General features: G+C 39.9%; 13 protein-coding genes. 12 read left to right on the top strand and 1 reads right to left on the bottom strand.

The window, feature by feature from the left end:
• Positions 1-60: 60 nt before the first annotated feature.
• Complete coding sequence (locus VXK47_RS15430) at positions 61-288, bottom strand: GIY-YIG nuclease family protein (protein WP_435549681.1); 228 nt, start codon at positions 286-288, stop codon at positions 61-63.
• 565 nt (positions 289-853) lie between these two features.
• Between VXK47_RS15430 and VXK47_RS15425 the strand changes: the two genes are divergently transcribed.
• The 12 genes from VXK47_RS15425 (at position 854) to brxL (ending at position 18,916) form a co-directional block, all read left to right on the top strand.
• The gene (locus tag VXK47_RS15425) at positions 854-1,363 is read left to right on the top strand and encodes a BrxE family protein (protein WP_435549680.1); all 510 of its coding nucleotides are present in this window, start codon (positions 854-856) and stop codon (positions 1,361-1,363) included.
• On the top strand, positions 1,363-2,148 hold the full coding sequence (locus tag VXK47_RS15420; RefSeq protein WP_435549679.1) for a BrxA family protein: 786 nt from the start codon (positions 1,363-1,365) through the stop codon (positions 2,146-2,148). Before VXK47_RS15425 ends, VXK47_RS15420 begins: the two co-directional genes overlap by 1 nt.
• Positions 2,132-2,704 carry a BREX protein BrxB domain-containing protein gene (locus tag VXK47_RS15415; protein WP_435549678.1) on the top strand — a complete coding sequence of 191 codons (573 nt, stop codon included), beginning with the start codon at positions 2,132-2,134 and terminating at the stop codon, positions 2,702-2,704. Before VXK47_RS15420 ends, VXK47_RS15415 begins: the two co-directional genes overlap by 17 nt.
• A 23-nt stretch (positions 2,705-2,727) precedes the next feature.
• Positions 2,728-6,357 (top strand): BREX system P-loop protein BrxC, encoded by a 3,630-nt coding sequence (gene brxC, locus VXK47_RS15410; protein ID WP_435549677.1) that lies wholly within the window; start codon positions 2,728-2,730, stop codon positions 6,355-6,357.
• Between the two features lie 17 nt (positions 6,358-6,374).
• A complete protein-coding gene (locus VXK47_RS15405) occupies positions 6,375-7,412 on the top strand; it encodes an AAA family ATPase (RefSeq protein ID WP_435549676.1) in 1,038 nt (345 codons plus the stop codon).
• On the top strand, positions 7,409-7,603 hold the full coding sequence (locus VXK47_RS15400; protein ID WP_435549675.1) for a hypothetical protein: 195 nt from the start codon (positions 7,409-7,411) through the stop codon (positions 7,601-7,603). Before VXK47_RS15405 ends, VXK47_RS15400 begins: the two co-directional genes overlap by 4 nt.
• Complete coding sequence (locus tag VXK47_RS15395) at positions 7,596-7,892, top strand: hypothetical protein (protein WP_435549674.1); 297 nt, start codon at positions 7,596-7,598, stop codon at positions 7,890-7,892. Before VXK47_RS15400 ends, VXK47_RS15395 begins: the two co-directional genes overlap by 8 nt.
• Before the next feature lie 27 nt (positions 7,893-7,919).
• Positions 7,920-11,990: a BREX-1 system adenine-specific DNA-methyltransferase PglX gene (pglX, locus tag VXK47_RS15390; protein WP_435549673.1), complete on the top strand. Its 4,071-nt coding sequence runs from the start codon at positions 7,920-7,922 to the stop codon at positions 11,988-11,990.
• Positions 11,991-12,632 (top strand): DUF4062 domain-containing protein, encoded by a 642-nt coding sequence (locus VXK47_RS15385; RefSeq protein WP_435549672.1) that lies wholly within the window; start codon positions 11,991-11,993, stop codon positions 12,630-12,632. It abuts the gene before it with no gap.
• A complete protein-coding gene (locus VXK47_RS15380) occupies positions 12,629-14,020 on the top strand; it encodes an RNA-binding domain-containing protein (RefSeq protein ID WP_435549671.1) in 1,392 nt (463 codons plus the stop codon). Before VXK47_RS15385 ends, VXK47_RS15380 begins: the two co-directional genes overlap by 4 nt.
• 258 nt (positions 14,021-14,278) lie before the next feature.
• Positions 14,279-16,804: a PglZ domain-containing protein gene (locus VXK47_RS15375; RefSeq protein WP_435549670.1), complete on the top strand. Its 2,526-nt coding sequence runs from the start codon at positions 14,279-14,281 to the stop codon at positions 16,802-16,804.
• Between the two features lie 3 nt (positions 16,805-16,807).
• Positions 16,808-18,916, top strand: a complete 2,109-nt coding sequence (gene brxL, locus VXK47_RS15370; RefSeq protein WP_435549669.1) for a BREX system Lon protease-like protein BrxL — start codon at positions 16,808-16,810, stop codon at positions 18,914-18,916.
• Positions 18,917-19,113: the final 197 nt, after the last annotated feature.

The following is a 19,113-nucleotide window of genomic DNA, read 5'->3' as shown; positions in this document are numbered from 1 at the left end:
CCCGTTAGAAATAACGGGTTTTTTATTTTCTCATTACGGTCTAATAAAATCCAACAATAATTATAGTAACTTTTCCTTTGTTATCCACTTCAGAATTTCCAGCCTGAGCGCCTCCGATCGCGTCATTGTCCTGCTTTTAGCTTCGAGGTGGACGGGAAACCTTCCTCGAGTGTAAACCGCCCCCTTGCCGGAGTTATGCGCCTTGATACGCTTCGAAAGATCATTGGTTACCCCGCAACAAAGAGTTCCATCGGTGCATCGCACAAGGTAAACAATCCAGTTTTTCACTCGTCAATACCTCTCTTTCTCTTTTTCTTCGCTATCATTTTACGCCTCCATAATTTATGTTCCTATTAAACAATATTAAATGTGCTATACCTATTTTGTTTCATATTCTTCTTATCACAGGTTTAAGTCAGGCTTTGATATCTCCCGAACATACCAGAACAACATGCAAAATATTTTTACAATTCATGCTACGTATTAGATTGTATAGTAGGAAAACATATTATTAATATCAGTAAGTGATGGGGCTTAAAACCATCTGTAATTTTTAAAAATGTTTGACATTCCTGACCGTTTTATGGTTAAGAAAAAGAGATTTATTCCACTTTGGTAGGGTGCTGAAATTTGTCAATCATTCAAATAGACCATTACCCTTTATAAGAATTTGTTTTTAATACCATAAAAAAATTTAATAGAGGCATCAAAAAATAGAATCAGAAATAAAAAACGCTTGTAAGGAAAACCATAAGGCTTAATAAACGATCGTCTTAAAAATGAAAACCTGCCAATCTTTAAAAGAATCTAATTTTGTTGGCTATGCAAGCTTATATAATTAAAAAATATTGATATGAAAAAAGAAGTATTACAAGACATCTTCTTGCTAAGAATGTGTATTGGTTATCTTGGCGAGACTGATCAATATTCGTGGTGGTCAAGTTCTTTTTTTTCACCGATAAGTTCTGCGTTTCTATCACCGGTATTTAGCAAAACCGGTTTTGCCACTCAGTATCACGGTGTAAGAGAAGCCGCAACTATTGTCCATGATGAACATATCGGTATTGGGAAAGGTGTATTCCATTTATTCAGATTGCCGGAAACTCATGAAATTGAAATGCATCACCTTCTGGACAATCCTGATGTAATAATTTTAGTTCAAAATGTGATAAAAAGTATGAATGCAGCCGAACAATTTGTATCTGAATTCGGGCAAGACAATGTTGAACAAACCGTTGGCCCTCATCGATTAGGTGATAATTACAATATATTAATTCCCAAAACATGGAAAATAGTTGCAGGGCAATATGCAAGTGCATTTAAAAACAATAAAAATACGTATCCCTATTTCACGACATCATAATGGGTAACAACAAATTATATACAACTCAACTGCAAGCAGGGCTTGGGGTTATCTATGAAACTCGAACACTTCTGGAATTATGGCAGCCCGGAATGAAATCGGCTACGTTATACCAGATCGCATTGGATTCAGGTTATTTCTCGAATGTAACGGCAAGGCGGCTACGAAACATTGTGGCAGAATGTTTTGCGCCGCGATACCTTGTTACAAATGATTACCCCGCTGAAATAATAAAAGACCTTAAAAACAAACTTTCATCAACAGAATTGATACAACTATTTTTTCTTTTCACATCAAGGGCAAATACTATCCTATCGGACTTCGTCAAAAAGGTTTATTGGGTGAAATACGCTGGCGGACAAGATTCGATAAGCAACTATGATGCTAAACGTTTTGTCATTGAAGCAAACCAGAACGGCAAAACCATAAGATGCTGGTCAGATAGTACTATTAAGCGAGTGTCAACTTACTTGACAGGATGCTGTGCAGACTTCGGTCTGCTTGAAAAAGGCCGAAAAAGTGTTCGTAAAATCATACCCTTTCATATCGAACAAAAGACCATTGCTTTACTTGCATATGATCTTCATTTTGCAGGCCTTGGTGATAATGCACTTATTGCTCACCCAGATTGGAATTTATTTGGGCTGCAACAAGAAGATTTGAAAGAGGAAATGAAACGTCTTTCTCTTAAAGGGTTTTTTATAACTCAATACGCAGGCGATGTTATACGAATTGGATGGAATTATAAAAGTTGGAAGGAATTGTTTCATGTCATCATTAAATGATGATTTCAAAGAATTATTGGAGAGAATACGTCATGGCCGGGAACTATCCCACGCCAGTTTTGAGCCGATTTATTATCTTGTGTTTCCCCCTTCCAAAATATTGGAAGTGAAGCGACAAATGCCTGCCTGGACAGCCAAACTAAAAAACGAAGGATGGAATGTACATGTTTTTTCAATTCTGGAAAATATTGCGCAAATTCTTGAAGCTGCTCCTCTTAGAAATATATGGCTGACTGCAGACAGCAAAGCCCCAACTAAATGGGAAAAAACAAATCAGTCTTTAGCAAATACATTAAGCAATGGCTCATTACAGAAATTACTCGAAGAAAAGCTCAGCGAATTGGATAATCAAGATAAATCAATTTTACTTGTGACAGACCTTGAAGCTCTTCATCCATATATGCGAATCGGTGCAATTGAAGTAAATCTTCAAGGAAAATTTACTTCTCCCGCAGTTTTTTTCTATCCCGGTGAAAGAACCGGAAAAACAAAACTCAAATTTCTCGGTTTCTACCCGGATGACGGCAATTACCGATCACTTCATGTCGGTGGATAATTGCTTAATAAAATATAGGTGTTATGATGGAAAAGATTAAAGAGCTGTTTGATCCCAAAAAAGATATTCATCGGACCATTGAAAAAGTCATAACTTATAATGCATCACAAGAAAACAGGCTGAAAGCAGAAATAACCGAATATGTTGTTACTGATAGTATTGAGGAACAGTTTGAAAAATTGCTTTCAAGAATGCAGGCAGCTATGGAAGCCGGTGGAGAAAATGAAGTTGGTGTATGGGTTTCCGGATTTTATGGCTCCGGTAAAAGCTCATTTACCAAATATTTAGGCTTAGCCCTTGATGACCAAGTGCAAATCGGCGGAACATCTTTTATAAAGTACTTGCAGGATCGGCTCCACAAAGCACAGACCAAAGCTTTGTTATCAACCGTTTCAAAACGGTTTCCCGCAGCAGTTGTCTTTTTGGACCTTGCCAGTGAAATGCTTGCAGGTGCCAATATGGAAGATGTATCCACGGTGCTTTTCTATAAAGTGCTTCAATTTGCAGGATACTCTCGAAATATAAAAATTGCGGCTTTTGAACGCAAACTACAAAAAGACGGCCGTTATGAAGAATTTGAGCAAAAAATCAAAGATGATTTAGGCACAGATTGGTCCTCAATTCAAAACGATCCCCTTGTTGTAGACAGCATGATTCCGGATATTGCCCATCAGATGTATCCTGAAATCTTTAAAACCCCGTTCGCTTTTAACACGGAAACAAGCGATTTTATCCAATTTGAAAATGAACGAGTCAAAGAAATGATAGATATAGTGCGCGATGTTACCGGCAAGCAGTATATTCTTTTTATTATTGATGAAGTAGGACAATATATTGGATCACGACAGAACCTTATACTCAATATGGACGGGCTCGCCAAAAACCTCAAACAAATCGGTAACGGCAAAGCCTGGATCATCAGTACCGCCCAACAAACCCTTACCGAAGATGACCCGAGGGCAGCATTTAACTCTCCTGAACTTTACAAGCTAAAGGATCGCTTTCCTATACAAGTTGATCTGGAATCCAGCGATATTAAAGAAATATGCTATAGACGATTATTGGGAAAATCATCCGAGGGTGAAAAATTACTGGATAATCTGTTTGTCAAAAATGGTGAGGCGTTAAGATACAATACCAAGCTTCAGGATGCTAAATATTATGACTCTGATTTTAACAAAGAAACGTTTATAAATCTGTATCCTTTTTTACCTGCACACTTTGATATTCTTCTTCATCTTTTAGGTGCATTGGCTAAATCCACCGGCGGCATCGGTCTTAGATCCGCCATTAAAGTGGTACAGGATATTTTAATCGAAGGGTTAACAAATCAAGCACCCGTTGCCGAGCAAACGATTGGATGGCTAACTACAACCGTCATTATATATGATACGCTGGAAAAAGATATCCGGAAGGCCTTTCCTTCTATTCACCAATCTGTGGGAAAAGTAGTAATTAGATTTAATGATTCAACGATTCATCAAGATGTGGCCAAAACAGTGGGCATTCTCCAGATTTTAGGCAACCTCCCGGTAACGGTTAAAAATGTGTCCAGCTTAATGCATTCTAGCATCACATCTCCATCCCGAAAGGATGAGGTGCAAACTGCCGTAGACGAATTAATCAATGATCCGTTTGTCCCTTTTGGTGAACAGGAAGGAAATCTTTGTTTTTACAGTGAAAAACTTAATGATATTGAACAAGAACGCGCCAACATACCTTTGCGAAACATCGAGACCCGGCGCCTTTTTAATGAAGCATTAAAAGAAGCATTCAATCCTCTACCGACCACTCGATTAAATGGCACATTGGTTGTCAGGACTGGATTGAAATTCCAGAGTGGATCATTTGCCGCCGGTCTTGCCGGTGAGCGTGAAACCATTCAGACTGTTGCGGAACTCAGCGCACCAGGTAATTTTGATACGGATCATACCAGATTAATTGATGAATCCAGAGCTCGCAGTTCTCAATACATAATTTATCTTCTTGGAAAAGAAGATCCGGAAATTAATGACAAACTGGCAGAGATATATCGCTGCCGGGAAATCTGCAATCGCTATAGAAATGATCCCGACCAGGAAGTAAAAGAATATTGTTCTTCTCAATCGGACCGGGCTACAAAACTTACAAATGAACTTCAACAAGTTATTAAAAGATCTCTTACCAAAGGAAGTTTTTTGTTTCGCGGCAAATCCACCGCGATAGACAATCTGGATCAGGATTTACTCGAATCATGCAAAAAGCATCTGGCAAGTGTTGCCCCCCAAGTGTTTGATAGAAATTCTGAAGCGCCTGTCCGAGTTGATACAACCCTGGCTGAAAAATTTTTAAGAGCAGGCAATTTGTCTGCGATCACATCACAAATTGACCCATTGGATCTTGTGCAGACAATCGGCGCCACTCCTTCGATATATAAAGACCATATTTCACTGATCAGCATCAGGGATTATATCGACCGCAATGGAACAGTTGAAGGAAAACGTCTGATAGAACATTTCACAAACGCTCCATTCGGTTGGTCTCAAGATACATTAAGATATCTAATTGCCGCATTACTGCTTGCCGGTGAGATCAAGCTAAAAGTTTCCGGCAGGGAAGTTACGGTTAATGGTCAACAGGCAATTGATGCGCTAAAAACAAATAACACCTTTAGACCCGTTGGCGTATCTTTACGTGTCGGAAGACCCTCCAATGATATTTTGGCGCGTGCGGCCAAGCGATTGACGGAACTGATAGGCGATACAGTTGTACCATTGGAAGATGAAATCAGTAAAACCGCAGCAAAGCATCTGCCGCAATTTCAAAACAGATATGCTCCTTTAGGGGAAAAGCTAAATGCATTAAATCTTCCGGGTGCAGATCGTATACAGTCGGTCAGCAAAGAGATAGCAGATGTTCTTTTTACCGATGCATCCGATGCTCCGGAACGACTCGGTGGCGAAGAATCCGGTCTTTATGAAAATTTAAAGTGGGCTGGAATTGTGGATGTAGCATTTAAACAGGGACTGGAAAATACGATAAGAGAATTGCAGCGTCATATCAGAACTATTAGGTACTTACCTGATTCCGGTGTGCCGGGTCTATTACGGCAGGATCTTGCTGAAGAAATCTCGTTATTGGAAGAACAACTTTCAACTGAAAATTTTTATCAACACCCAACTGAGTTTAGCACTTCGCTAACTAATATTAAAGCATATGTCCGTGATGCTACGGAAAAAATGAACAAAGTACAGGAAAAGTCAATAAAAGAAGCAGAAGCAGACCTCAGGCGATTAAACGAATGGCATGAGCTGACTCAGGAAGAACAATCCAGTGTTTTATTGCAAATTGAAAATTTTAAGATCGTGCCTGAAAAAAATATTGATGGCATAAAACAGCTTATTACTCAGGAATTTAATATTTACACGACTATTCAAGACATTCGTAAAAGAATAATCTCCATGGGAACCGAACGCGCAGCCAAAAAAGAAAAAGAACGGCTGGAAAAAGCAAAAGAAGAAAATACCTATTTAAAAACGTTTTCAATTCCCGTCAAAATCATTTCTCTTCAGCAGCTAAACGATATGCTGAAAAAAATTGAGCAAATCCGTGTTGATGCGATAAAACACGATAAATTTGAGATACGGTTTATCTTTGACCAGTCACCTGATTGACAACAAGGAGAGCAAGGATGATTAATTCGATTACAATAAAAAACTTTACGGCATTTAAAGAGCTTTCCGTTAAATTCACTGAAGGGATCAATGTGTTTATTGGAGCAAATAGTACAGGAAAATCTCATCTTCTAAAACTGATGTATGCTTTGTGCGCTGCCAATAAACCGCTTGAGAAGGAACTTTTCGGTGATCCGAAACGCTATATAACCAGTAAATTAAAAGGCGTTTTTAAACCGGAAGGCAAAATCGGGCGACTCTGCCGCAATGATAAAAAAGCAATCATTCGTGCTGATTTAAAACCCAATCGATTCATTGAATTTGCATTTTCTAATGATATGGATGAGGTGGTTGTAACAGATAATATGGAATATGAAAGGTATAGCTGGGAGCCGGTGTTTATCCCGCCAAAAGAAATGTTAAGCATTTTTGAGGGGTTCTCAAGCCTTTATCTTAAACGTGAACTTACTATCGATGAAACTTATTTTGATCTTTGTCAGGCCATCGAAACACCCGTATTGAAAGCTGAACAAAGTTTACAGTTATCCAATCTTATAAAAAAAATTAAAGTAATTTGCGAAGGTGAGTTTCTGCTCGTAAAACAAAAAAAATTCTATTACAAACCTACAAAAGGGGAAATACTCGAAGTCGAGCTTGCCGCCGAAGGGTTTCGGAAATTAGGTGTTTTGCAGCGACTGATCGAAACAGGCCATATCCTTCCCGGAGTATCCGGCCCGCTATTTTGGGATGAACCGGAGTCAAACCTTAATCCCTCACTTGTGAAACATTTGATTTCAATTTTATTGGAAATGGCTCGCGAAGGCCAGCAGATTTTTCTGGCAACACATGATCATGTTGTTTTGAAATGGCTCGATTTATTGAGGCAAGATAACGATCATATCCTTTTTCATGCTTTGTATAAAAACGATGAGAATGAAATTGAAATAAGCAGTACTAACGATTATCTAAAAATTTGTCCAAATGCCATTGATACGGCTTATGCAGAATTGGTCGATAAGGATATTGAAAATACTATGGGAGGACTGGGCAAATGAAAGTCAACACGGACGGTTTTGAGTTTGACTTTACGGATGCAATAGACGCGTTTGTTTTTGATGAAAAAGATAATAGTAAACAAACCTATCACGGTTTATCCCATGCCATGAAAGCAGTGGATCTAATCGTTGAGCTTGAAAATGAATATCTGTTTGTTGAAGTAAAGGATTTTCATGCTCCCAATGAATAACCAAGGCAATAACCATTTCAATCATTTAACGGAATTTTTAAAGTATAAATACCGCGACTCTTTTTTGTATCGGTGGGCCGAAAACAAAATTGAAAAACCCGTCTATTATCTCTGCTTACTAACTTTGGATAATGCCCTGGTTTCAAGAATGAATAAGGAAGTTCGCATACAATTGCTGCCAGGCCGCCCTATTGATCGCTGGGAAAAGGAAATCGCCCACAAAACGCTGGTAGTAAATGAAGATCGGTGGAACAAAAACTTCCCCAAATGGCCGGTCAGCCGCTCATAAACCAAAAACCTATAAGGAAGCCCTTTCATGGCGTTTGATCAGGCCACTCGAAATAAACTTCAAAAATATGTTTCAGATGCCCGTACATTACTTACAGAAGAATTTTCACGCCAATTGCAAAACGATTACGGCATGGACCCGGATACCGGAACTGTTAGCAACATAGACAGCCTTCCCCATTTAACTGATTCGCAACATCAAACCGCAAAATTATTACGCGAAACAATGGCGCATTATCAGACGTCCAGCCCGGCAAGTGATTTAAAAGAGATACTCGGCCGCATTGTCCGGGAACAGGCGTTTACCGTCTTAAACCGGCTATGCGCCTTACGCATGGCGGAAGCAAGAGGCATATTGATAGAATCCGTTGCAAAAGGATATAACTCAAAAGGGTTCCAACTTTATGCGCGTGTGGCAAAAACAGCATTGGGGGAAACCGGCAATACTTATAGAAACTATCTTTTTAGCGTATTTGATGAATTTTCAATTGATCTTGCCGTATTGTTTGACCGCTATTCACCCATGGGCAGGCTTTTCCCAAAAGAAACAGCTTTGCTGGCTCTACTTGACAAAATCAATGATATAGAACTCGAATCGCTATGGGCGGAAGACGAAACTATCGGCTGGATTTATCAGTATTTTAATTCCAAGGAAGAACGGAAAAAAATGCGGGATGAATCCCAGGCTCCGAGAAACAGCCGGGAACTTGCGGTGCGCAACCAGTTTTTTACGCCCCGATATGTGGTGGAATTTTTAACGGACAATACCTTGGGCCGGATCTGGTATGAGATGACAAAGGGAAATACAGTCTTAAAAGATCAGTGCCGTTATCTGGTTAGACGGCCCAATGAAATCTTTTTACAAAAAGGCGAAAAAGCACCGGAGCAAAAAGACAATGATGCTGATCTCAGCCAGGAAGAGCTGCTGAGACAACCTGTATATATAGAACATCATCCGATTAAAGATCCCCGTAAAATTCTAATGCTTGATCCGGCTTGTGGATCAATGCATTTCGGTCTTTATGCGTTTGATCTTTTTGAAAAGATTTATGAAGAAGCATGGGATCTGCAGTCAACCGGACAATGGCAAGTAGCTGACAATGAGAAATTGTGTTTATTAACAGAAACATACAAAACAAGAGATGAGTTGCTGCAAGATATTCCCCGGTTAATTATCGAAAATAATATCCATGGAATCGATATTGATCCCAGGGCGGTTCAAATTGCAGGGCTATCCTTATGGCTCAGAGCTCAGCGAAGCTGGAAAGAACAGAATGTCAAACCTGTGGATAGACCGCAAATTCGAAAGTCCAATATCGTATGCGCAGAACCTATGCCGGGTGAAAAGGAATTTTTACAAGCATTTTCCGAGCAAATGAAACCCAGAGTATTGGGCCAGTTAGTTGAAATCATTTTTGAGAAAATGGAACTTGCCGGAGAAGCCGGGTCTTTGCTTAAAATTGAGGAAGAAATCGAAGATGCAGTAAATAAAGCCCGTGAGGAATTTAATAAAGAGTTATTGCGTAGAAAAGAAGAAGCCGATTACCTGCCGGGCTTTGCTCCTATAAATCAGCAACGATCCTTGTTTGATTTTGCTGATCTGCCGGATAAGACTCAGTTCTGGCAAACCGCTGAAGAAAAGATTTTGGAAGCTTTACAAAATTATGCAGAGCATGCGGAAGATAAAGACGGTGGCCGACTGAGGCTTTTTGCGGAGGATGCGGCAAAAGGGTTTGCGTTTATAGATCTTTGCCGGAAGCGCTATGATGTGGTATTGATGAATCCGCCGTTTGGGGAAGCTGCTGAAAAAACATTTTATTTTTTAAATCAATATTATAGAGATTGGAACAATAATATACTTTGTAGCTTCATTGATAGAGCATACTCTCTTCTAAGCATGTCTGGATCAAGTGGTGTCATCTATGATCGTACAGCTATCATTAAAAGTACTTATGAAAATTTTCGAAAAACACATCTTATATCTGATAACCGTTTAAGATATTTAGTTGATCTTGGTTGGAATGTTTTGGATGCTAATGTCGAAGTTACAACAACAATTCTATCGAAGATATTAGGAGCAGGTGTTTTTATTGATTTAAGAGAAGATGCCCCTGGAGAAAAAGAAAATGTTTTAAAATGTTATATTAAAAATATACCAATATCTATTAAAAATAATAAATGCTCTATTGAAAATGGGTTAAACTTTTGGAAATTCCCTAATGCTGTTATTGGTTATGACTTTCCAGCATTTTTGAGAAATGCTTTTTCAAATTGTTTATCAATAAGTGCAAATGGTTTTACTGCTTATCAAGGGCACGCGTTAAAAGCCGATAAACATTTTAGAGTTTGGTGGGAAATTTCACCTCATAAAGATAAAAAATTTAAAGCTCGAATGTTTAACGGGTCAGGTTTCGAACCTTATAAAACCACAAATGTTGCGGTTATAATTTCTCCTGTTCCCCCAGAGAAAATTCCTAAAGATACCGCAACTGTTATAAGAAATGGGGAACAACATCTGAAAAAAGGAGTATGTTTCGGTAAAAGATGTGACATTTTTTGTGCGCATGTTCTTCCAGAAAATCATATATTTACTGTAGAAGGACAATCTTTCCCAATTATAAACACACATGATGCTTTAATGCTTTTAGGTTTCCTTAATACACCTCTGGTTCGCTATTCTTTAAACCGTTATTGTGGACAACATAAATATTCTGGGTATGTAAACTTACTTCCATTTAAACCTTTTATAGATCCCATTAGAGTTGTTGAAAAGGTTAAAGAAACAATAGAAATGAGAATGTTATGTGAGAGATTTGATGAAATATCTTCTTTATATAATGGTATTGTTACCTGTCAAAATTCTATTGAGCAATACATTTCCTTGATTAATAATATGCTTGAGGATGCAATTACCAAAATTCATGAATGCGAACAGTTTTGCCAAGCAGATTTAGAAAAGAGTTTTTCATTAAGTGAATCTGAACTTGAATTAATTAGTGTCTTTACAAAACAACAACCTGAGATTCGTTCACCAATATCGGATATAGATTTGTTTGTTAATGTGGGTTGGTTTACAGCTCATACAATTCTTTCATATTGCCATGGAACTATATTGGGCCGTTGGGATATCCGATATGCAACAGGCGTGAAGGAGCCGACAAACTTACCCGATCCATTTGCTCCTCTTCCAACCTGCTCCCCCTGTATGCTCCAAAATGCTGACGGCCTCCCTGCTGAACCAAATGACGTACTTTCCGATTATCCGCTCCGCATTTCCTGGTCCGGTATTACTGTTGACGACGAAGGCCATCCAGAAGACATTATCGCCCGTGTTCGTGAAGCCATTGAAGTTATCTGGAAAGATAAAGCCAGCGATATCGAACAAGAGGCTTGTGAAATCCTGGGAGTACGCTCTTTACGCGAGTATTTTGCAAAACCTGGAAAATTCTTTGCCGACCATTTAAAACGATATTCCAAAAGTCGTCGCCAGGCTCCGATTTACTGGCCTCTGTCTACTCCATCCGGATCATATACTCTCTGGCTTTACTATCATCGCCTGACCGATCAAATCCTATATACCTGCGTGAACAATTTTGTGGGTCCTAAATTGAAACTGGTTGTAGAAGATGTAGAACGTTTACGCAAAAAAACCAATCGGTCCGGACAGGAGGAAAAAGATCTTGAAAAGCTGTCTGATCTTGCATTGGAATTGAAAGATTTCCAAGATGATCTACTGCGCATAGCCAAGTTCTGGAAACCCAATTTAAACGACGGAGTTCAAATTACAGCCGCACCTTTGTGGAAACTGTTTCAATATAAACCCTGGCATAATACCCTGAAACAGACATGGGAAGAACTTGAAAAAGGCAAATACGATTGGGCGCATCTGGCATATAGCATTTGGCCGGAGCGTGTGATCCGGGCCAGCCACAAGGACCGAAGCTATGCCATTGCCCATGATTTGGAAGCCGACTTATGGGAAGAAGTGGAAACGGGTACAGACAAAAAAGGCAATCCTAAAACCAAATGGGCGCCGAAAGATCTTAGCGAAAAACAATTCAAGCAATTAATTGCTATAAAGACGGGAGAAAACATTTAAATGGCCAAAAAGCCAAAACTTATTGTGATGGTTTCATCTACGGTTTACGGCATCGAAGAACTCTTGGATAGGGTATATTCCATCCTCACGAACTTTGGTTATGAAGTCTGGATGTCCCATAAAGGCACGGTGCCGGTGTTGTCGAACAAAACAGCCTTTGATAACTGCTTGGATGCGGTTAAAAACTGCGATTTGTTTTTAGGAATTATCACCACTCACTATGGCAGCGGAAAAGAAGACAAAAAAACAAAGTCAATCACCCATCAAGAACTTTTAAAAGCCATTGAACTGAATAAACCTCGTTGGGTCCTGGCCCATGATCATGTGATTTTTGCCCGTACGCTGTTATCCAATATTGGATATAAATCTTCAAAAAAGCGTTCAGAACTCGATCTTCATAAAAATATGGTAATCGATGATCTCCGCGTGATTGATATGTATGAAGCTGCAATTCTTCATGATACAAGTCAGTTGAAAGAGCGAAAAGGTAATTGGGTGCAAAAATTCGCCACACCTGACGACGCCCAGTTGTATGCATCCGCTCAATTTTATCGTTACCAGGAAGTAGAGCGATTTCTTGAAGAGCACCTGAAAGATGCAAAAGCCGTGAGAAAGCAAGTTAGCAAGGAGGTGAAACCATGATTCCAGATGCCATTAAAAAACAGATTCGCAACGGTGAGGGTCTTGGAACAGAATTTAAAACCTCTGCCGAACCCATGGATGAAATTGCCAAAGTTGTTTGTTCATTTCTCAACACAAAAGGCGGGACGATTTTCTGCGGTGTCGATGAAAAAGGGAAAATTGTTGGAATTGAAAATGCCAACCCTACTGCTTTGGTTCTTCAGAGTTTTTTAAATGATGCAATTTCGCCCAAAGCGTTTTTTTCCGTAAATGCCGACGAAGAAGATGAGCATTCGATTATTTCCATTGAGGTACCACAAGGAAAAGACCGTCCGTATGTATTTAAAGGAGCGGTTTACATTCGTCAAAAAACGACAACCCGGATAGTGGATGCTCTTATACTTAGGGATATGGTGCAATCCAAGTCCGTTGAACCTGACCGTTGGGAGCGCCGACCGGCCATGGCACTTGAAACGGAAGATCTGGATAACAATGAGATTCTTAAAACCACTGAAGAAGCAAAAAAAGCAGGGCGATTTGATTTTTCAGATTCAAATGATCATATGGCAATATTGGCGGAATTGGGGGTATTTCGGTTCGGGGTATTTACGCAAGCTGCAGATGTTTTTTTCGCAAAAAATCCTGCCATAAGGCATCCTCAGGTCAGGGTCCGGGCTACCCGCTTTGCCGAAGACAAGGGATCGAATGAATATTTGGATGATCAGATTTTTCAAGGGCCGCTCGTTCAGGTATTTAGCAAGGTCCTTGACTTTATAGAGCGAAATGTCTCAATCACTTCGCATTTTAAAAATGACCGGATTCAACGGGAGGATAAACCGCAATATCCGCTACACGCGTTGCGAGAAGGGCTCGTCAATGCATTTGCCCACAGAGATTACGCCGGTTTTTCAGGGGGGCTGTCAGTCGGGATTTATCCGTCGAGAATTGAAATTTGGAACTCCGGTCGACTGCCGAAGGAATTAAAGGTGGGAGATTTGCGTAAAAATCATCCGTCATTGCCGACCAATCCGGATATCTCTCATTTGCTTTATATCCGAGGTCTTATGGAGCGAATCGGCCGGGGGACCCAAAAAATATATAATGCCTGCAAAGAATATGGGTTACCTGCCCCGAAATGGCAGGACCAACCATCCGGCGTGACACTGACATTATATTCGGCAAAGTCTTCTGTTTCTGATGAAATCAAATTAAATTACCGCCAAGAAGCATTGATCAGGGCATTGTCCCCCGGTGATGAAATCAGAACGAAAGATTATCGGAAAAAATTCGCATCTGATGTGTCCGAACGTCAGGCAAGAAGGGATTTAACAGAACTCGAAGATTTAGCCTTGCTCGAGCGAAATGGAAAAGGGGCGGCCACTCGCTACGTAAGAACAAACCGGACATAAACAGGACATCATTCAGGCATGGTCTAATTGTTCTTTTTGTCGGTATAATTTATTGTAATTTAAAGCTTTGTCATTAATCTAAAATGTAAAAATGCGGACATATCCGGACATAAATAGCAATTGGCGGATAATTTCAAAATATGATGGGATAATTGTTTATTTATCTGATTAAACTTAAAATTCGCCATCACATTCGGACAATTTAGCGCGTTTTTATAGAAAAAATTAGGACATGAACCGGACAATCGGAGCCATGCAATGGAAATTAAAAAATATATTCAAAATCAAGTTTTCTTACCGAGAATAAAAAAGAACAGCGTGCTTGTTGTTTACGATCCTGAAAAGATTTATCGAGATCTTTGCCTGGATATGGCAAACGATACCATAAAAGTTGTTGATGCGAGCAATAGCAGCATTACCAGCCGGGAGGATGCGTTAAAGATCCTAAAAGAGCTTGGCAACCCAAATACTGGTTTGGAAGGATTACTTGTATATGTTCCGGCCAAAGCGCCTGAAACTGATGAAGCCAAGCAAAAAGACCCTTTTGCCTTATACGCTGTCTGCGGGTGTGTTTTCCCAGATGGCGCCGGTGATGGATATCTGCATATCTGTTTAAAAGCAAAACCGGACCATACAACGGAAATTCGGCGCATATTCAGTCAAGACCCGATTCCCTCATTTGCGGTGATTGACGCGGTTGGCAGCGGAAAGGGCTGGCCGAATCTGCAAGTGGCATTACAAGTTGATTCTGCCAACGACATACTTTTTGCTTTACTGGCTCCAACAGAAAGACAAAAAAAATCATTGGAAGCCAAAGATAGCTGGGTGTCTGAGGCGAAAGAGTTGTTTGCCATATGCTTGAGTCTTAAACTCATTGCGCGAGGAGAAACCTGGTCAAGTATATCTGACGAACTCTGGCGATTTATATTATACAGCGAATTTGTGTTCGATCTTCCATCAGACCTTCCGGAGTCTCTTTCAAATGTTCCACGTGCCAATACGGAAGCAAAGCCGATTATAGAAGACCTTTGCGAGCGCCTTCGAAATGATAGGCGGACACAGGCAACATATATTCAACGCGCCCAATTAATTGAAGTAGAACTTAACCTAACGGATCATTGTAAAGGCATTTCCGATTTGGGAGTCCGTGACACTTTCCCTTTTGAAGAAAGATCGTTTTTAGCCAAAGGTATTTCAGCACTTAAAAACAATGATTCTGATACGGCAAGATATATTTTAAAACAACATACGGACAATGTTTGGGCGGGAATCGGCGAGAGCCAGACACAATGGGGACTTGTAGGCGCGGCCCTTGCATTATGCGAAGCATGTGATGATTATGAACGTCAACTACCGGATTATTCGCAAAACATTGATTCATTGATAGACTTTTATGTGAGCAGTCTCCGTGAAGTTGACAGACTCCAACGTGAGTTTGAGCAAGCCGTATCTTATACCATAACGCCAGTTTCAATTATGAATGAAGTTGTTGAAAAAGCCCGAAGCAAGTATAGGAACCTTTCATCAAAAGTTCAGGACTTATTCATCCGGCATTTAGAAAAGAGCGGCTGGCCGCCAGTGGGAAGATTATCTAACGCAGACCTGTTTGAAAACAAAATTGCTCCTAAACTACAAGAAAGCGGTCATAAAGTGGCCTTTTTCATGATTGATTCGCTTCGCTATGAATTGGGTATGGCATTACAACAGCAATTGGCTGAAGAAGGTACCGTGGAAATGATAGCGGCAGCAGCTCAATTACCGAGTATAACATCAGTGGGTATGGCAAGCTTGCTACCTGAAGCCGGAAAGATTCTGACGCTTTCCAAAGACGATAATAAAATTATTCCTCTTTTAGGAACAACAAAAGTCACAACCGTAAAACAACGTATGGATGTGTTGCGCAGTAAATACGGCCAGCGATTTGAAGAGATGAAGTTGGCGGATTTTGTTAAACGCCGAAAACAAATCCCAATGGAAGTAGATCTTTTGGTTCTACGAAGCTTGGAAATTGATACATATTTGGAAACCGATCCGGAAACAACATTAAGGCTTATTCAAGAAACGCTAAAGCGTGTTCGTGTGGCCATACACAAGTTAAAAGTCATGGGCTTTCACGAAGTGATTATTGCCACAGATCATGGATTTTTTTTAAACCCCCATGCAGAAGCCGGAGATGTTTGCGCAAAGCCGAATGGCGATTGGCTGTTTGTCCATGACCGATTGGTGTTGGGAACAGGTGCCGCTGACAATGCAAATTTTGTTCATTCAACAAATCACTTGGGCATACGGGGTGACTTTAATAATGTCGGCGGTCCGCGCAGCTTAGTTGCTTATCGTGCAGGAGAGCTTTATTTTCATGGTGGTGTTTCGCTTCAGGAATGTATTGTCCCGGTTATTCTAATCCGTTTAAGTAAGGAACAGCCCCAACAAGAAAAGGCAAAAATCAAACTGTCCTATAAAAATGAAGCAAAACATATAACAACACGACTGCCGGTAATTGATGTAGAATATGAAAAACAGCAAATAGATTTATTTGCTCAAGAAGATGAAATAGAACTGCTGCTTGAGGCGCATGATAAAAACGGGAAAGTGGTGGGCGAAGCAAAAGCCGGTGGTATTGTAAATCCGGCAACCGGAACGATCACAATCAAGAAAGGAGAGCGCATACAGGTAACTTTAAAAATGCAGCTTGAATTTGAAGGTAAATTTATTGTGCAGGCGATGAACCCGTCTACTTTAGCAACTTATAGCAAACTGGAATTAAAAACCGATTATGTGGTGTAAATCATGGATGAATTAGATAAAAAGCTAACTACTGTTTTTGAAGGCCGGGTGGTACGAAAAGATCTTTTGCATCGGATAAAAAAAGGTACAAACGTCCCTACCTTTGTATTGGAGTTTTTACTGGCACGCTATTGTGCAAGTGATGAACCTGCTGAAATCCAGGCAGGCATGGAAGCAGTTTTGGCAACTCTTCAGGACAACTATGTGAGGCCGGATGAAGCCAATGCCGCTCAATCCAAGGTGGCTACGAGTGGAAAACACAAATTTATCGATAAGGTTCATGTCCGATATGTTGAAAAAGAAAAACGTCATTGGGCTTCTCTTGAAAATTTTAATTCCCAAAGGATTGCCATAGGTGAAAAATTTTATCGGGATAATGACCGATTGCTTGAAGGCGGCATTTGGGCGGAAGTAACAATTGCCTATAATGAATTTGATGAGGATAATTATGCCTTCATAATTGACGATCTGCGTCCCATCCAGTTGAGCCGTTTTGATTTTGATCGATATGGTGAAGAACGGAAAAAATTTTCCCGAGATGAATGGCTAAATGTTATATTGCGATCAGTTGGATTGGAGCCTTCAAAACTCTCGTCACGCATAAAATTCCATTACATAGCTCGCCTTGCCCCGTTGGTGCAGGCCAATTTTAATTTTATTGAGCTTGGCCCCAGAGGGACTGGAAAATCATATTTTTTCAGTGAATTTTCACCTTACTCAACATTGATAAGTGGCGGCCAGTCAACAAAATCCGTCCTTTTCTATAACAATGCACGAAAAAAAATGGGCTTGATCGGTTTTTGGGATACGGTCGCATTTGATGAAGTGGCGGGCATCAAGATCAAAGATCCGGATACCATACAGATAATGAAGGATTACATGGCAAACGGGCGTTTCTCGCGCGGCGTTGAAGTGATTGCAGATGCCAGTATGGCCTTTGTCGGCAATATCGATCATTCCATAGAACAAATTGTCAGATCCAGTGACTATGATCTTTTTCTACCGCTGCCAAAGGAATTTGACCTTGCAATCATGGATCGATTTGCCTGTTATCTGCCGGGATGGGAAATACCCAAAAACACATCCGCATATCTAACCAGCAATTATGGTTTCATAACAGATTACCTGGCAGAAGCATTTCATTATCAATTAAAACACAAAAACAGATATGAAGAAGTAAACAGTCGCATCCGATTGGGTAAAGCTATTGAAGGACGAGATGAAATCGGCATCAAGAAAACATTATGTGCGTTTTTAAAAATTCTTCACCCAATGGAAGGGCCGACAGACGAAGAATTTGAAGAATATGTCGCTTATGCGATTGAATGCAGGCGAAGAATAAAAGAACAGATGAACAAGCGAAAGCCGGATGATGAATTTGCAAATATTGACCTTTCATTTTTCACCGCAGATGGTAAAGAAATCATTGTTTATTGTCCTGAATCCAAAAACATAAAAGCCACACAACAACCCAAACGCAAAAGTCTTGATATAAATTTTGATGATGCGTCAGATGATCAGCAAAAAGGCCCGGCAGAAGAGAAACAGGCCGAACCCTATGAAGTAAAATTGCAGGCAGATGAGACTAAACCTATTCCTGAGGAAAAAATTGGTGAAGCTGAGTCGAAACCGGATATTCCAGATCTTAAAGAGCAGCATTATACGATTTTTTATGATGATATAGGATTCAGTTATGAAACCATTATCGGGCCATACTTAAAAGGCGCAAAAGAAATTACTATTGAAGACCCATATATAAGAGCACCACACCAAATCCAAAATTTTATCCGATTCTGTGAAACCATTGTCAAGCATGTGACAATCCGTAAAATCAATCTCATTACCAGCTATGATGATAAAACAAACATTTCAGAAATGCGGGATAGCCTGGAAGAACTCAAACAAAGCCTTCTTGAAATCGACATTATTTTAGATATTAAACTTGATTCCAATTTGCATGATAGAGAAATTTGTATTGATAACGGCTGGATAGTAAAAATTGGTCGAGGTCTGGATTTTTTTCAAAAGCCAACAAGTTGGTTTGAAATTGGAGTTAATGACTTATCATTAAGAAAATGTCTGGAAACGAAGATAGATATCTACAAGCAATAATAATAAAATATAGTGGCATTAGGCTCTGGAAAGCACAGAAAGATATTTGGGCAAAATATAATGGACCCCGAAATTTGAACTGATGGTTAAGCTGCTTTTTCTGTGATATTGACTCCATTATAAAGGAGACAGAATGAGAAAGCAATATCCAGGGAATTTTAAAGCAAAGGCTGCATTGGAAGCCATCAGGTCAGAGG

It is taken from the genome of Desulfobacterium sp. N47, from assembly GCF_051233685.1.
GTDB lineage: Bacteria > Desulfobacterota > Desulfobacteria > Desulfobacterales > RPRI01 > RPRI01.
The sequence above is the reverse complement of the archived record's forward strand: the minus strand, read 5'-3'. Positions and strand labels throughout refer to the sequence as shown.

Coding starts and splice junctions, on each gene's coding strand:
- VXK47_RS15425 (WP_435549680.1), top strand. CDS start 854: ATGAAAAAAGAAGTATTACAAGACATCTTCTTGCTAAGAATGTGTATT.
- VXK47_RS15420 (WP_435549679.1), top strand. CDS start 1,363: ATGGGTAACAACAAATTATATACAACTCAACTGCAAGCAGGGCTTGGG.
- VXK47_RS15415 (WP_435549678.1), top strand. CDS start 2,132: ATGTCATCATTAAATGATGATTTCAAAGAATTATTGGAGAGAATACGT.
- brxC (WP_435549677.1), top strand. CDS start 2,728: ATGATGGAAAAGATTAAAGAGCTGTTTGATCCCAAAAAAGATATTCAT.
- VXK47_RS15405 (WP_435549676.1), top strand. CDS start 6,375: ATGATTAATTCGATTACAATAAAAAACTTTACGGCATTTAAAGAGCTT.
- VXK47_RS15400 (WP_435549675.1), top strand. CDS start 7,409: ATGAAAGTCAACACGGACGGTTTTGAGTTTGACTTTACGGATGCAATA.
- VXK47_RS15395 (WP_435549674.1), top strand. CDS start 7,596: ATGAATAACCAAGGCAATAACCATTTCAATCATTTAACGGAATTTTTA.
- pglX (WP_435549673.1), top strand. CDS start 7,920: ATGGCGTTTGATCAGGCCACTCGAAATAAACTTCAAAAATATGTTTCA.
- VXK47_RS15385 (WP_435549672.1), top strand. CDS start 11,991: ATGGCCAAAAAGCCAAAACTTATTGTGATGGTTTCATCTACGGTTTAC.
- VXK47_RS15380 (WP_435549671.1), top strand. CDS start 12,629: ATGATTCCAGATGCCATTAAAAAACAGATTCGCAACGGTGAGGGTCTT.
- VXK47_RS15375 (WP_435549670.1), top strand. CDS start 14,279: ATGGAAATTAAAAAATATATTCAAAATCAAGTTTTCTTACCGAGAATA.
- brxL (WP_435549669.1), top strand. CDS start 16,808: ATGGATGAATTAGATAAAAAGCTAACTACTGTTTTTGAAGGCCGGGTG.